At 49.4% G+C, this 15,004-nt stretch carries 11 protein-coding genes; 8 read left to right on the top strand and 3 right to left on the bottom strand.

Annotation, left to right across the window (positions count from 1 at the left end; genetic code table 11):
* Window positions 1-71: 71 nt before the first annotated feature.
* Both LG288_RS06725 and LG288_RS06720 read left to right on the top strand, forming a co-directional pair.
* Window positions 72-2,297, top strand: coding sequence for an NADP-dependent isocitrate dehydrogenase (locus tag LG288_RS06725; protein WP_404399358.1), 2,226 nt, complete (start codon window positions 72-74; stop codon window positions 2,295-2,297).
* Between the two features lie 123 nt (window positions 2,298-2,420).
* The gene (locus tag LG288_RS06720; protein WP_404399357.1) at window positions 2,421-4,229 is read left to right on the top strand and encodes a tetratricopeptide repeat protein; all 1,809 of its coding nucleotides are present in this window, start codon (window positions 2,421-2,423) and stop codon (window positions 4,227-4,229) included.
* A gap of 77 nt (window positions 4,230-4,306) precedes the next feature.
* Here LG288_RS06720 and LG288_RS06715 read toward each other — a convergent pair whose 3' ends face one another.
* Window positions 4,307-5,851, bottom strand: coding sequence for a peptide MFS transporter (locus tag LG288_RS06715; RefSeq protein WP_404399356.1), 1,545 nt, complete (start codon window positions 5,849-5,851; stop codon window positions 4,307-4,309).
* A 288-nt stretch (window positions 5,852-6,139) separates the two neighbouring features.
* Here LG288_RS06715 and LG288_RS06710 point away from each other — a divergent pair, with 288 nt between their 5' ends.
* From LG288_RS06710 to LG288_RS06685, 6 genes are read left to right on the top strand one after another with little or no spacing between them, the layout of a single operon-like run.
* Window positions 6,140-6,838 carry a GntR family transcriptional regulator gene (locus tag LG288_RS06710; RefSeq protein ID WP_404399355.1) on the top strand — a complete coding sequence of 233 codons (699 nt, stop codon included), beginning with the start codon at window positions 6,140-6,142 and terminating at the stop codon, window positions 6,836-6,838.
* The gene (gene prpB, locus LG288_RS06705) at window positions 6,835-7,713 is read left to right on the top strand and encodes a methylisocitrate lyase (protein WP_404399354.1); all 879 of its coding nucleotides are present in this window, start codon (window positions 6,835-6,837) and stop codon (window positions 7,711-7,713) included. The genes LG288_RS06710 and prpB overlap by 4 nt, the downstream gene beginning before the upstream one ends.
* Before the next feature lie 10 nt (window positions 7,714-7,723).
* Window positions 7,724-8,848 (top strand): 2-methylcitrate synthase, encoded by a 1,125-nt coding sequence (gene prpC, locus LG288_RS06700; protein WP_404399353.1) that lies wholly within the window; start codon window positions 7,724-7,726, stop codon window positions 8,846-8,848.
* A gap of 14 nt (window positions 8,849-8,862) precedes the next feature.
* Window positions 8,863-11,460, top strand: a complete 2,598-nt coding sequence (gene acnD, locus LG288_RS06695) for a Fe/S-dependent 2-methylisocitrate dehydratase AcnD (RefSeq protein ID WP_404399352.1) — start codon at window positions 8,863-8,865, stop codon at window positions 11,458-11,460.
* 16 nt (window positions 11,461-11,476) lie between these two features.
* Window positions 11,477-12,655, top strand: a complete 1,179-nt coding sequence (gene prpF / locus LG288_RS06690; protein WP_404399351.1) for a 2-methylaconitate cis-trans isomerase PrpF — start codon at window positions 11,477-11,479, stop codon at window positions 12,653-12,655.
* Between the two features lie 28 nt (window positions 12,656-12,683).
* The gene (locus LG288_RS06685) at window positions 12,684-12,938 is read left to right on the top strand and encodes a hypothetical protein (RefSeq protein WP_404399350.1); all 255 of its coding nucleotides are present in this window, start codon (window positions 12,684-12,686) and stop codon (window positions 12,936-12,938) included.
* Window positions 12,939-12,979: 41 nt separating this feature from the next.
* Here the strand turns inward: LG288_RS06685 and LG288_RS06680 are convergent, their stop codons facing one another.
* Together LG288_RS06680 and LG288_RS06675 are read right to left on the bottom strand one after the other, a co-directional pair.
* Window positions 12,980-13,174, bottom strand: a complete 195-nt coding sequence (locus LG288_RS06680) for a hypothetical protein (RefSeq protein WP_404399349.1) — start codon at window positions 13,172-13,174, stop codon at window positions 12,980-12,982.
* 51 nt (window positions 13,175-13,225) lie between these two features.
* Window positions 13,226-14,971, bottom strand: a complete 1,746-nt coding sequence (locus LG288_RS06675; protein ID WP_404399348.1) for a methyl-accepting chemotaxis protein — start codon at window positions 14,969-14,971, stop codon at window positions 13,226-13,228.
* Between the last annotated feature and the right edge of the window lie 33 nt (window positions 14,972-15,004).

Genomic DNA, 15,004 nt, shown 5'->3' with positions numbered 1-15,004 from the left:
CGCGGGATAACCTTTATAATCTAGTACAACGATTAAACCTTTTCACTTTGTTCTGATAAATAGGGAAAACTATGTCGACTGATAAAGCAAAGATTATTTATACTGAAACGGACGAGGCCCCCCGCCTGGCAACTTACTCCTTGCTGCCGGTTATCAAAGCCTTTACCAAAGCAGCCGGTGTATCAGTTGAAACCCGGGATATCTCCTTGGCGGGTCGCATTATTTCGCAGTTTCCGGACTACTTAACTGAGCAGCAGCGACAGTCAGACGCACTGGCTGAATTAGGCGAAATGGCCAAAACACCCGAAGCCAATATTATCAAATTGCCTAATATCAGCGCGTCAATTCCACAGCTGACCGCCTGTATTAAAGAACTACAACAACAAGGCTACCAGTTACCTGATTACCCGTTTGATCCGCAAACGGATGAAGAACAGGATATTCGCAGTCGCTACGATAAAGTAAAAGGCAGTGCGGTTAACCCGGTTTTGCGCGAAGGCAACTCTGACCGCCGCGCGCCCAGTGCTGTGAAAAACTACGCTAAAAAGCATCCTCACCGTATGGGCGAGTGGTCAAAAGATTCGAAATCACACGTTGCTCATATGAACGACGGCGATTTTTACGGTAGCGAAAAATCCATGACTTCGGCGAGCGCCGACACCTTTAAGATCGTTTTTGAAAGCGCTGGTAAGCAGCAGGTTTTAAAAGAGTCTGTGCCGGTACTTGCGGGTGAAGTAGTCGATGCTGCTGTAATGAGCAAAAAACACTTACAGGCATTTTTTGAAAAAGAAACTGCTGCAGCCAAAGAGCAGGGCATACTGTTGTCACTGCACTTAAAAGCCACCATGATGAAAGTTTCTGACCCGATCATGTTTGGTCATGCGGTGCGTGTTTATTACAAAGATGTGCTGGAAAAACATGCTGACCTGATGAATCAGATTGGCTTTGATCCGAATAACGGCATTGGTGACCTTTACAATAAACTGGACAAACTGACGCCCGAAGAGCGTGATGCGATTGAGTCTGAGCTGAACAGTGTGTATGCCAAACAGCCAGAATTAGCAATGGTCAATTCCGACAAAGGCATTACCAACCTGCATGTTCCCAGTGATATTATTATTGATGCCTCGATGCCCGCGATGATCCGCGACTCTGGCAAAATGTGGGATACAGAAGGTGGCCAAAAAGACGCCAAAGCGATGATTCCTGACCGTTGTTACGCGGGTGTTTATCAGGAAACCATCGAATTTTGTCGCGAGAACGGCGCCTTTGATCCAGCTACTATGGGTACTGTACCTAATGTCGGCCTGATGGCTAAGAAAGCTGAAGAATATGGTTCCCATGATAAAACCTTCGAAATCCCTGCCGACGGTGTTGTTAAAGTGTTTAATCAGGCGGGCGATGTGGTATTTGAACATACCGTAGGAAAGGGCGACATTTGGCGCATGTGCCAGGTCAAAGACGAGCCGATTCGTGACTGGGTTAAATTAGCAGTTAATCGTTCGCGCTTAAGTGGCATGCCGGCGGTGTTCTGGTTAGACAGTAATCGTGCCCATGATGCTCAGTTGATTGAAAAGGTTAAGCACTATCTTAGCGAGCACGACACGCAAGGGCTGGACATCTCTATTATGGCCCCTGTTGAAGCGACACGACACACTTTGCAGCGCGTTAAAGAAGGCAAAGATACCATTTCGGTTACCGGTAATGTGTTACGGGACTACTTAACCGACCTTTTCCCTATTCTGGAACTGGGAACCTCGGCGAAGATGTTGTCAATTGTGCCGTTGATGAACGGTGGCGGATTGTTTGAAACCGGAGCCGGCGGCTCGGCGCCTAAGCACGTGCAGCAATTTGTGGAAGAAAACCACCTGCGCTGGGATTCGCTGGGCGAGTTTCTTGCGTTGGCAGCTTCATTAGAGCACTTAAGCCGGACTTTTGATAATAAGCGTGCGCAATTACTGGCGGACAGCCTGGATAAAGCAAACGCAAAATTTCTGGAGCAAAATAAATCGCCATCACGCAAAGTAGGTGAGCTGGATAATCGTGGTTCACATTTTTATCTGGCCATGTACTGGGCAGAAGCTTTGGCGAACCAGGAAGAGGACAGCGGCTTAAAAGATCGCTTTGCCAAGCTGTTCCAGCAGTTTGCTGATAACGAGCAGGCGATTGTTAACGAACTGAATGACATTCAGGGCGTCAAAGTGGATATCGGTGGCTATTACCAGCCGGATACTGATAAAGTCTCCGCGGCCATGCGTCCCTGTCAGCTGCTGAATGAAACCTTAGCAAGTTTATAACAGTTGCCGACACCGGCGGATTAACAAAAGCAGCCTCAGGGCTGCTTTTTTATTGGCGATATCACTGACCGCTTAACTTGTGGTAAGGTTAATTTGTTGTCAAAAAATCGTTAAGAATCACTTATGTCCGAATTAGCCCAGCAGTTTCAACAAGCCGTAAGAGCATTGCAGCAACAGCAGTTTGATCAGGCGCAGCAAATCGCTCAAAAACTCAACCAGCAGTCCCCGGAACACCCGGATATTCTGCATTTACTCGCTCTGGCCAGTAAACAAAAAGCGCCCGAAAAAGCCTATGAGTACTTTCAGCGCAGTTTAGAAATCAATCCTAAGCAGCCAAGCGTGTTATCAAATTTTGCTAATTTTTTGCAGGCCAGTCAGCAGTTACGCGGCGCCAGACAATCCTATTTAAAGGCTTTACAGTTAAATCCTGATTTGCTTGATGCCTGGTACAATCTCGCCTCATTGCATTACCAGTCGGGGGATTACTTAGCTGCCAGCCACGCGGCAGCAAAAGCGCTGGCGTTAAAGCCGGATTTTTTAAAGGCTGCGATTCTGAAAAGCCGTGCGGAACTGGATTATAAGCAGTTTGATAAAGCCGCAGAGACCTTAAAGACCTCGTTAGAGCGTTGGCCTGATGAACCCACTTTACAATTTAACGATGCCTTGCTTAATCGCTTTACTGGCCGCACTGCAGACGCGCAAAAGATTATGGAAGGCCTAACAGGCCTTATCGATGAACCCCAGCGTCAATTCCAGCTGGGATGCCTTGCTTATGACCAGGGGCAGCTGCAAGTAGCCCGGCAGCATATGGAGCAGGCGATTGAATTAAAAAATGACTTAGTACCAGCTCACGAGGCCCTGAATAAACTGTTTTGGGAGCACGGGCCGCAGGAGCAGTTTTTAACATCCTTTACAAAGGCACTGGAACGGCAGCCGGATTCGCTGGCGCTGGCTTATTCATACTTATCGCATTTATTGCGCGCTGAACGCCGGCCGCAGGCACAGGCGTTACTGTCGCAATTTATCCAGCGCTTTGGGCCGGTACACAGCTTGCTGCATTTACAAGGTACCGAGCTGCTGCGTGACGGTAATATAGAGCAGGCAGCTGAGCTATTCGACCGCGCTTTACAGCAACAGCCAAGACATCCGCGTTACTTAATTGATAAGGCTAATGTATTGCTCAGGCAGCAGCGCTATGATGAAGCCTTTCAGCTGTTAGACCGGGCTCATGAAAACCAGCCGTTGGACCAGGAAGTCCATGCCTTTAAAGGCTTATGCTGGAAGTTAAGTGGCGAAGCGGAAAAAGCCGCTGAACTTAATAACTACCAGAGTCTTGTTAAAGTGGGCATGTTACCGACCCCGCCGGGTTATGAGTCATTACAACAATTCTGGCCGCTGCTGGTAAAGCGAATCCAGCAGCTGCACCAAACCGAACACCAGCCACTGGATCAATCAGTCCGTAAAGGGACGCAGACGGTCGGTTCATTATTGACGATACAGGATCCTGTCATTCAGGCCTATAAACAAAGCTTACAGCAGTTTATTGACGATTACCTGGAGCAGTTGCCGGCTGATAGCCGGCATCCGGTTACGGCGCGGTTAAGTAGTGGCTATCACTTTAGCGGCAGCTGGTCGGTTAAGCTATTTAAAGAAGGGTTCCATACCAACCATGTTCATCCGCAAGGGTGGTTATCCCTTTGTACCTATTTGAGCATACCGCAGCAAGTGCACGAGGATGATACTGAGCAAAAGGGCTGGATCCGTTTTGGTCAAACTTCATTAGACCTCGGTGAGCGCGAAACAGTTGATCTGGCAGTTTGTCCTAAGCCCGGTATGTGCGTAATTTTCCCCAGCTACAGTTGGCATGGCACGGTACCTTTTGATAGTGACGAAGAGCGCCTGACTATTCCCTGCGATATTATGCCGTCCTGATAAGGTTTAGCGATTAAAAAAGGGACCTCACCAGGTCCCTTTTTGCATTATGAGCTGTACAGCCGGAGAAATCCTACTTAGGGCTTTCCTACCGGCTCATTCGCATCGATGATGGCGCCCGGATGGTCGTCTTCCTCCGCCAATTTTTCCCATTTGCGGGTAAATAACGCCAGTACAAAAACGATACCGCCGCCGGTCACACCAAACAGGAAGATGGTCCAGTAGAGCTCGGGCATAGCAGACGGGTTATTTGGATCCAGTCCGCCAGCCAGCAAGCCGGCAACCACATTACCGATGGAGTAGGTCAGTACGAAGACTCCCATCATTTGTCCGGCCATGCGTCTTGGCGACAGCTTACTAACGGCACTGAGTGCAACCGGACTTAGACAAAGCTCACCCACGGTATGGATGAAATAAACGGCAACCAACCAGTAAGGGGCGACTTTTAAACCGCTGGCAGCGGCCTGCGACGCAAAGAACATAACCACAAAGCCGGTTGCCATAATGATTAACCCCAGGGCGCTTTTAAAGCCATAGGAGGGGTTGATCATACGCTTACTCAGATTAATCCACAGAGCGGCAAAAAAAGGCGACAAGGCAACCAGAAAAATGGAGTTAAGGGACTGGAACCAGGTCGTTGGAATTTCAAAACCACCGACCATACGGTCAGTCAGATCACGCGCAAACAGGTTAAAAGACGAGCCGGCCTGCTCAAAACCAGCCCAGAACATCGTTGACGCAATGCAGACCAGAAATAAGGCACCAAGACGCTTCATTTCTGATTTCGTTAATTTGCCAAACAGGAAAATTGACAGATAGTAAGCAAAGAATATGACCGTAAAAGCAATCGCGACATTACCGGCAATTAGGGTAGGGTCGATGATAACGACATCGGTTAAAGCCAGGAAAGTAAATACGCCCAATCCGATTAATAAGCTCCAGATGACCATCCAGCTGCGTTTTGCACTAACCGGACTTAAGGGTTTAGGCGGCTCCTGGCCCACCCCTTTAAGCTTGGGTAAGGTCATACGATACTGAATCAGACCAAATGCCATGCCTACTGCGGCGGCACCAAAACCCCAGTGATAACCGGCGTTGGTTTGTAGATAACCGGTAACGATATAACCAATAATCGAACCGATATTAATACCCATGTAGTAAAGAGTATAGCCACCGTCCCGGCGATCATCGTTGGGACCATAAAGCTGTCCGACCATCGCGGTAATATTGGGTTTTAACAACCCGGTTCCCAGTACCACCAGGATCATACCGATAAAGAAACTGGCTTCGGTGGGGATCGCCAGCACAATATGGCCCAGCATAATAACGATACCGCCATACCAGGTGGCACGTTGCCCACCCAATAGTCGGTCAGCAATCCAGCCGCCGGGCAATCCCATAAAGTAAACTGCTCCGGTGTACAGGCCATAAATCGCAGTTGCCGAGGCAACTGTTAACGCCAGGCCTCCTTCTTGTAAGCTGGCGGTCATAAATAACACCAACAAGGCCCGCATGCCATAATAGCTCATGCGTTCCCACATTTCGGTAAAGAACAGCGTTTGTAAGCCGCCGGGCTGACCAAAGAAGCTGGCGTCTTTATCGACGATATTTTTAGGATCCATTCTTTTTATCCAATTTGTTATTTAACATCAAAGAGTTAGATTGTGCGACACCTTCCGGCAAAGACAGGAGCCGAAAAAAGTGGCCTTACTTTACTAGCGGTGGCCAAATAATGGAACCGAAAACGATGAATTTGCGGCTTTTTGGATTGCCGGGTGACTAACAGAGGTAAATCAGTAAGCAAGCGACCTGTCTTGGATTGTCGACAATATAACGTGAATGATATTGATTAATTAGTATTTAACAAGTAGGGTGTTAATATTGTCGACACCAAAAGGTCGTTTGGGTTAATGCATAGCGCTTATGAAGTACAACTAACTGGACCGTCTCCGGTAACCTCTGCTGATCGGGTACTCAGGGCGATCCAGCAGGCTATTGTCGAGGGAGATATTTCTCCGGGCAGTAAAATCAGTGAAACCGGGCTTGCTAAGCAATTTAATGTCAGCCGCGCGCCATTGCGCGAGGCACTTGCCCGGTTAGAGCGCTGTCATCTGGTTCAGCGCATCCCGAACGCTGGGGCAAGGGTTGTCACCTTAACCCGGGAAGGTTTGTTAGCATTGTATCAAATACGGGAAGAGCTGGAAGGTTTAGCCTGTCGGTTGGCAGCGGAACGTATGGCAGATAGTGAAATTGAGGCGTTGGCCAGATTGCTGGATGATCATTTGCACCAGCAGCGGGTGCGAGAGGGCGAAAGCTATTACCAGGAAGCCGGCGATGTGGATTTTCATTACCGCATTATCCTGGCCAGTAAAAACCCTTATTTAATTAACATGCTGTGCGACGAACTGTACTTTTTAGTACGGATGTACCGGGTCCAGCTGGGGATGAACGGCCCGCGTGTATCGCACGCTTTTGATGAACACAAAGCGATTATTAACGCGATAGCTAATCGGGACGGCGAGCTGGCGGATCTTCTGATGCGCCGTCACATTAGTGCTTCACGTAAGAATATTGAACGTAAACTAGCCACACAAAAGGAACTATTATGAGTCATTTGCACAGTCCCGGCGCTAAACTGCGCCAAGCCATTACCACCGAAAATCCGTTGCAGATTGTTGGTACAATTAATGCCTATACGGCGATGATGGCCGAAAAAGTTGGGCACAAGGCGCTTTACCTTTCAGGTGCCGGAGTGGCGAATGCCTCGTTTGGCCTGCCTGACCTGGGTATGACATCACTCAACGATGTTTGTGAAGATATTCGCCGCATTACCGGCGCCAGTGATTTGCCGCTGTTGGTGGACGCTGATACGGGCTGGGGGGGCGCCTTTAATATTGCCCGCACAGTAAAAGAGATGACCCGTTCCGGCGCCGCCGGTATGCATATAGAGGATCAGGTAGCGCAAAAGCGCTGTGGCCACCGGCCAAATAAAGAAATTGTCACCCAGGCGGAAATGGTTGATCGGGTAAAGGCGGCGGTAGATGCCCGTATCGATGACCAGTTTCTTATAATGGCTCGTACCGATGCTTTGCAGCAACAGGGTCTGGAAGCTGCCATTGAGCGGGCGCAAGCTTGTGTTGATGCCGGTGCCGATGCAATTTTCGCAGAGGCCGTACACACCCTCGAACAGTATCAGGCCTTCAGCAATGCGTTAAATGTACCGGTCCTGGCAAATATCACTGAATTTGGCGCAACGCCCTTATTTAATAAGGATGAGTTGGCTGCCGTAGGAGTTGATATTGTGCTTTACCCATTAAGTGCTTTTCGTGCGATGAATAAAGCAGCACTTAATGTCTACAATCATATTTTAGAAGACGGCGACCAAAAAGCGGTGATCGACGAGATGCAAACGCGCGCCGAACTGTACGACTTTTTAAATTACCACGACTTTGAACAAAAGCTCGATCAATTATTCAAGAAATAGGGAAACAATTATGGCTGATAAAAAATTAACTGGTGCTGGCCTGCGTGGTCAGTCAGCTGGCGAAACTGCACTTTGTACTGTGGGCAAATCCGGATCAGGACTGACCTATCGGGGTTACGATATTAAAGAGCTGGCAGAAAAAGTTACCTTTGAAGAAGTGGCTTACTTGCTGGCCAAGGGCGAGTTACCTGATCAGGCGCAACTGGATGAATATCGCAAGCGCCTGAAAACGTTGCGTACGCTGCCACAGGAAGTTAAAGATGTGCTGGAGCGCATCCCACAAAGTGCTCATCCTATGGACGTGATGCGAACCGGCTGTTCAATGCTCGGTAACCTTGAAACCGAAAGCAGTTTTGACGAAGCGGACGATCACATCGAGCGGCTGCTGGCGACTTTCCCGGGCATGGTGTTGTACTGGTATCGCTTTACTCACGACGGTGTGCGTATTGACACCGATTCAGAAGAAGAGTCTATCGGCGCTCACTTTTTACGTTTGTTACATGACGAGTCACCGTCGAAACTGCATGCCGACGTGATGAATACATCGCTGATTCTATATGCTGAGCATGAGTTTAATGCCTCGACCTTTACCGCCAGAGTCTGTGCCTCGACACTATCAGACATTCACTCGTGTGTAACTGGTGCCATTGGTTCTTTGCGCGGTCCATTACATGGCGGTGCCAATGAAGCTGCAATGGAACTGATCGAAGACATGAAAGATGCCGAAGATGCCGAGCAAAAGCTGATGGGCATGCTGGAACGCAAAGAGAAAATCATGGGCTTCGGCCATGCGATTTATCGTGAGTTCGATCCGCGTAACGACATCATTAAAGCCTGGTCTAAAAAACTGGCTGAGCAAGTCGGTGACAGCCGTTTATATGATGTCTCTGAACGCTGCGAAGAAGTTATGTGGCGCGAGAAAAAGCTGTTTCCTAACGCCGACTTTTTCCATGCTTCAGCCTACAATTATATGGGGATTCCAACCAAGCTCTTTACCCCTATCTTTGTGATGTCACGGGTTACGGGCTGGACTGCTCATGTTAAAGAACAGCGCCAGAATAATCGTATCATCCGTCCTTCTGCGGATTACACAGGCCCTGACGCTCGTCCTGTTCCGGCAATTGATGAACGATAATAAAGGCAGCTGTTATGAATTCTGAATACCGCAAAACATTAGCTGGAACAACGCTTGAGTATTTTGATGCCCGGGCGGCGGTGGAGGCAATCGAGCCGGGTAGCTACGAAAAGCTGCCTTATACCTCGCGGGTACTAGCAGAAAACCTGGTTCGCCGCTGCCCACCTGACCTGTTAACGCAGTCGCTGGAGCAGTTAGTTTACCGGAAGCGGGAACACGATTTTCCCTGGTTTCCGGCGCGTGTTGTTTGCCATGATATTTTGGGCCAGACCGCGTTAGTCGACCTGGCCGGTTTGCGTGACGCGATTGCAGCTAAAGGTGGCGATCCGGCAAAAGTTAACCCGGTGGTGCCGACCCAGTTGATTGTTGATCATTCATTGGCGGTTGAGCATGCCGGTTTTGATAAGGACGCCTTTGAAAAAAACCGTGCTATTGAAGATCGGCGCAATGACGACCGTTTTCATTTTATTAACTGGACTAAAACAGCGTTTAAAAACGTCGATGTAATTCCACCCGGTAATGGCATTATGCACCAGATCAATCTGGAAAAAATGTCACCGGTGGTTCAGGTTCAGGATAATGTTGCCTTTGTCGATACCTGCGTGGGTACTGACAGTCATACACCAATGGTAGACGCCCTGGGCGTTATCTCGGTTGGTGTTGGTGGACTTGAAGCCGAAAGTGTTATGTTGGGACGAGCGTCATACATGCGCTTACCCGATATCGTCGGAGTGGAGTTAACGGGTCGCTTAAGGCCAGGCATTACCGGTACTGACCTGGTGTTGGCACTGACAGAATTCCTTCGCCGTGAACGCGTTGTCGGTGCTTATCTGGAGTTTTTCGGTAGCGGTGCTGAAGCGCTGACTGTTGGCGACCGCGCGACGATTTCGAATATGACCCCCGAATACGGCGCAACGGCTGCAATGTTTTACATTGATGAGCAGACCATTGACTACCTGAAGCTGACCGGCCGTGATGATGAACAGGTAGAATTAGTTGAAAAGTACGCCAGAGAAACCGGCTTATGGGGCGAAAGCCTGAGCAAAGCGGACTACCAGCGAGTGCTAAGCTTTGACCTGACGAAAGTCGAGCGCAACCTGGCCGGGCCGTCAAATCCGCACGCTTTATTACCGGCATCGGAACTGAACGAGCGTGGTGTAGCAAAACATATTGAGCAGCCGGAACAGGGCCAAATGCCGGACGGGGCTGTTATTATTGCCGCGATTACCAGTTGCACCAATACCAGTAACCCACGCAATATGATCGCGGCCGGGTTAATTGCCCGCAACGCCAATAAACTGGGGCTGACGCGCAAACCCTGGGTTAAATCATCACTGGCTCCGGGTTCAAAAACGGTAAAAATGTATTTGCAGGAAGCCGAACTGCTGAGTGAACTGGAAGCACTGGGCTTTGGTGTTGTAGCCTTTGCCTGTACCACCTGTAATGGTATGAGCGGTAGTCTGGATCCCAAGATCCAACAGGAAATCATCGACCGCGATTTATTTTCAACCGCTGTTCTGTCCGGTAACCGTAATTTTGACGGCCGTATCCACCCTTATGCGAAGCAGGCGTTTTTGGCTTCTCCGCCGCTGGTTGTGGCCTATGCAATTGCCGGTACTATTCGATTTGACATCGAAAAGGACGTTTTGGGTTACGATCAAGAGGGTAATCCGGTAACTCTTAAAGATATCTGGCCCAGTGATGAAGAAATCGACGCGATGGTCAAAACCAGCGTCAAACCCGAGCAGTTTCGAAAAGTCTACGATCCCATGTTCAAGCTAAACGTCGACTATGGTGAACAGAACAACCCATTGTACGACTGGCGTCCAATGAGTACCTATATTCGCCGTCCGCCTTACTGGGAAGGAGACCTGGCGACTGAAAATAAACTCACCGCGATGCGCCCACTGGCGATTCTGGGTGAAAACATCACCACTGATCACTTGTCACCGTCTAATGCCATTATGGCTGACAGTGCGGCGGGCGAGTACTTGAGTCAGATGGGTGTGCCGGAGGAGGATTTTAACTCTTACGCAACCCACCGGGGCGATCATTTAACCGCCCAGCGCGCAACTTTTGCTAACCCTAAACTGTTCAATGAAATGGTGCGTGACGAAAATGGCGACGTTATTCAGGGCTCGCTGGCTCGCATTGAGCCGGACGGTCAGGTGGTGCGCATGTGGGAAGCCATCGAGCACTACATGAGTTCTAAGCAGCCTCTGATTATTGTTGCCGGAGCCGATTATGGGCAGGGCTCGTCACGGGACTGGGCGGCGAAAGGTGTCCGCTTAGCCGGTGTTGAGTGTATTGTTGCGGAAGGCTTTGAACGCATTCACCGGACCAACCTGATTGGGATGGGAGTACTGCCGTTACAGTTTGAGCAAGGTACCACACGAAAAACGTTAAATATCGATGGAACCGAGCAATTTGATGTTAAAGGTGAGCCCCAGGCAGGCGCTATGCTGACTCTGGTGATTCACCGCAGCAGTGGTGAGCAGCAGGAGGTTGCTGTGCATTGTCGTCTGGATACCAAAGAAGAAGTCTCTATCTACCAGGCCGGCGGTGTTTTGCAGCGCTTCGCGCAGGACTTTCTTGAAGCAACCGTCAGCTAAGGAGCGATAATTTCTTATGGCGACAACCTCGCAAATTAAAATTCCCGCCACGTATCTTCGTGGCGGTACCTCCAAGGGCGTTTTCTTTCGTCTGCAGGATTTACCTGAAGCAGCACAAAAACCGGGTGCTGCCCGTGACGCTTTGTTACTCAGGGTAATCGGCAGCCCGGATCCCTATGGTAAACATACTGATGGCATGGGCGGGGCTACCTCCAGTACCAGCAAAACTGTAATTGTGTCAAAAAGTGCGCAACCGGACCACGATGTCGATTACTTGTTTGGCCAGGTCGCCATTGATAAACCCTTTGTCGACTGGAGTGGCAATTGCGGCAATCTTTCGGCGGCCGTAGGACCCTTTGCTATTACCAACGGCCTGGTTGCTGCTGAGCGCGTACCCGATAACGGCATCTGTGAAGTCCGTATATGGCAGGCAAACATTAACAAAACCATTATCAATAAAGTGACAATGGTTGATGGACAGGTGCAGGAAACTGGTGAATTTTACCTGGACGGCGTGACGTTTCCGGCAGCCGAAGTTCCGGTTGAATTTATGCATCCGTCGGCAGCAGGCGACGCGATGTTTCCTACCGGTAATGTCATTGATGACTTGCAGGTACCGGATATAGGTACCCTTAAAGCAACTTTGATAAATGCCGGTATTCCGACAATTTTTGTTCATGCCGAACAGCTTGGCTATCGGGGTACAGAGTTGCAGGAAGCGATTAATACCGATGTCGATGCATTGCAGCGTTTAGAGAGCATTCGCGCTCATGGAGCGGTCAAAATGGGGCTGATTAAACAACTTAGCGAGGCCGCTAACCGTCAGCATACACCCAAAGTTGCTTTTGTAGCACCACCGCAGGATTATCTGGCATCCAGCGGTAAGATGATAAAAGCCGATGACATTGATCTGCTGGTTCGTGCCGTTTCTATGGGTAAGTTACATCATGCCATGATGGGCACCGCAGCTGTAGCGATCGGGGTGGCTGCGGCAATCCCCGGTACTACGGTAAATCTGGCTGCCGGCGGCAGAGATCGCACCATGGTCACCTTTGGTCACCCTTCAGGAACACTTCAGGTTGGCGCTGAGTGTCAGCAAGTCGAAGGACAATGGACGGCTATTAAGGCGATAATGAGCCGCAGTGCGCGGGTGCTGATGGAAGGCAGGGTCTGTGTGCCGGCGACTGTAATATAAGCCAAGAGCACACCTGAAAGGCGGGCGGATGAAGGTAACGACACAGGCTAAGCTGCTGAAAACTGCAATGATACTCGGCATTACTCTAATTTTGCTGGGCCATGTTGTATTAGCAGTGACTTTTGCTAACGATGACATTGATTATCGTGGATATATGTTGGGTGCAGCAATGAATGCTATTGGTGTCATCCTGTCGTTACCGACAAAAATTTATCTGACACTGCTTTTTATGGAAAGAGAAGAAAAGAGCAATAAAAATACGCACTGGACAGATCGCGAATAATCTATTGCGCGGTTAATCCAGTGCGTTTTGTTTGATGGCTTTTATTCGGTTTTAAACTCCAAAGCCAGATCCTGCAACTGTCTTGCCGACTTAGCCTGCTCCTGGGTAACCGCTTTTATTTCCTGCGAACCGGTCAGCGCTAATAGTGACACTTCGTTCACGGATTCCATATTAGTGGCGATATCTTTGGATACCGCAACTTGTTCTTCAGAAGCCGTCGCAATTTGGCTGGACATGTCGTTAATTTGGGTAATGTCATCGGAGATTGCCTGGAAAGCCTGTTCCAGCTAATGCGCCTGCTCTTCAGTAGCGGCCGCTACCGATTGGCTCTGGCTGATGTCATTATAGGCGGTATCTGATAATTGCCGGAATGTCGCCAGCATCTCATCAATTTCGGTAGTTGAGTTATGCGTCTGACTGGCCAGTTGGCGGACTTCGTCTGCTACTACTGCAAAGCCGCGACCATGCTCGCCAGCGCGGGCTGCTTCGATAGCCGCATTAAGAGCTAACAGGTTTGTTTGCTCAGCAACGTTATTGATAACATCGATAACCCGGTTAATATCAGCACTGCGCTCCTGCAGCTTACCGATGACATCACCGACATTGCCAACTGATTCACTTAGTGATTTAACACTGGTAATACTCTCTCTGACGGCTGCCGCTCCTTTTTCCTTGCTTTGGGTAGAGTTTGAAGCGGCATCGGCAACGGCCTGAATATTCTCACTGATTTCGCGGGCCGTCGCGGTCATTTCGTCGGTTGCCGCGGCAACCTGTTCAATTTGTTTTTGTTGACGTTCAATTTGATCAGTGTTCTGTCCGGCAGTCGAGCTCGTTTCTTCAGTTGCCGTAGCCAACTGCACACTCATCTTGTCAATTTTCTGCAGCGATTCACTGAATTTTGACAGTAATTCGTTAAATGCTGAGCCGATACGGCCAAGCTCATCGGTACTTTTTGACTGCACTTTATGGGTTAAGTCTTTGTTAGTCATGACAAAGTCAATATTGTGCAACAGGCCACGCACCTGCGAGTAAATACCCAGCAAAATAACCGTGGTCAAGGTAATGATAATAACAATAACCACCACTGTGATAAGGGTGAGCAACCAGAATGAACTCATACTGTCGCTGGCTTCCTGTTGTGCCGCTGCATTAACCGTATCGACAACCGTATTACTGGTTTGGTGTATTTTCTCAACATAAGCTGAACTGGCAGTAAACCAGTCAGAGGGACTCACTTGCCTGAATACCTGATCGGTTAACAGCTGCCGGCGGATTTGTTCCACCGTTGCCAGTTGCTCAGAGTCGGCAAGGTTTTCCAGGGTTGACTGTAATTGCTCACCGGCAGCTTCTGTCGCATTGGTCAGTAAGCCAACTTGTTGTCCGGCACGGCGGTTTAGCTGTGCCACAGCGTTAAGGTCATAGTTATTGCCTGCCAAGTAGCTGGCAACAGCAGCACGTTCCTGGCCCGCTTCCTCAGCCATATTAGCCAGTTGCGAATACAGGCTCAGTAAACGGGTGATTTCAGCAGCGGTTGATTCTTTAATAACATCGTCAATAATGCCCATTAAAGCAATGATTCGCTGGGTGTAGGTAGCAGCCATTTGTTGGCTGTCCATGTTGCCGCTATCGATTTGTTCGCGCCAGCGCGTTAAGTCCCGTGACTGCAACAGCTCGATGCGCTGCCGGGCAGAATCCGGCAAGCTCTGCTGTTGTTGAAACTGCTTAACAACACTAAGGAATTCAGAGATTGCGCTGTCAGTTTTGCCGCGTTGGTTTTGCAAATTTTGTTGGCTCTCGCTATCAAAATTAGAGGCGAACGCCAGCGCACTCAGCCCTCTTTCACGCTGCATAGCATCAATGACCGGCTGGCTGGCAGCGGTTATCCGGGTCAGCGATTCGACTCTGTCCGCTTCGGCATAACGTTGATAAGTTGCCCCGGAACTGCCAATGGCCAGTAATACCAGCAACACCAGTGTTGGCAAAATAAGCAGTAACAGCTTGTTGCGCATGGATAAGTTTTTTAACCACTTCATAACAAACCTCGGTTCCAGCGTTTTTTAATTAAG

It is taken from the genome of Idiomarina seosinensis (assembly GCF_044797955.1).
Classification (GTDB): domain Bacteria; phylum Pseudomonadota; class Gammaproteobacteria; order Enterobacterales; family Alteromonadaceae; genus Idiomarina; species Idiomarina seosinensis_A.
The sequence above is the reverse complement of the archived record's forward strand: the minus strand, read 5'-3'. Positions and strand labels throughout refer to the sequence as shown.

What these genes read in the sequence shown, in the direction of transcription:
- LG288_RS06725 (WP_404399358.1), top strand. Translation starts at nt 72, where the DNA reads ATGTCGACTGATAAAGCAAAGATTATTTATACTGAAACGGACGAGGCC.
- LG288_RS06720 (WP_404399357.1), top strand. Translation starts at nt 2,421, where the DNA reads ATGTCCGAATTAGCCCAGCAGTTTCAACAAGCCGTAAGAGCATTGCAG.
- LG288_RS06715 (WP_404399356.1), bottom strand. Translation starts at nt 5,851, where the DNA reads ATGGATCCTAAAAATATCGTCGATAAAGACGCCAGCTTCTTTGGTCAG.
- LG288_RS06710 (WP_404399355.1), top strand. Translation starts at nt 6,140, where the DNA reads ATGCATAGCGCTTATGAAGTACAACTAACTGGACCGTCTCCGGTAACC.
- prpB (WP_404399354.1), top strand. Translation starts at nt 6,835, where the DNA reads ATGAGTCATTTGCACAGTCCCGGCGCTAAACTGCGCCAAGCCATTACC.
- prpC (WP_404399353.1), top strand. Translation starts at nt 7,724, where the DNA reads ATGGCTGATAAAAAATTAACTGGTGCTGGCCTGCGTGGTCAGTCAGCT.
- acnD (WP_404399352.1), top strand. Translation starts at nt 8,863, where the DNA reads ATGAATTCTGAATACCGCAAAACATTAGCTGGAACAACGCTTGAGTAT.
- prpF (WP_404399351.1), top strand. Translation starts at nt 11,477, where the DNA reads ATGGCGACAACCTCGCAAATTAAAATTCCCGCCACGTATCTTCGTGGC.
- LG288_RS06685 (WP_404399350.1), top strand. Translation starts at nt 12,684, where the DNA reads ATGAAGGTAACGACACAGGCTAAGCTGCTGAAAACTGCAATGATACTC.
- LG288_RS06680 (WP_404399349.1), bottom strand. Translation starts at nt 13,174, where the DNA reads ATGTCCAGCCAAATTGCGACGGCTTCTGAAGAACAAGTTGCGGTATCC.
- LG288_RS06675 (WP_404399348.1), bottom strand. Translation starts at nt 14,971, where the DNA reads ATGAAGTGGTTAAAAAACTTATCCATGCGCAACAAGCTGTTACTGCTT.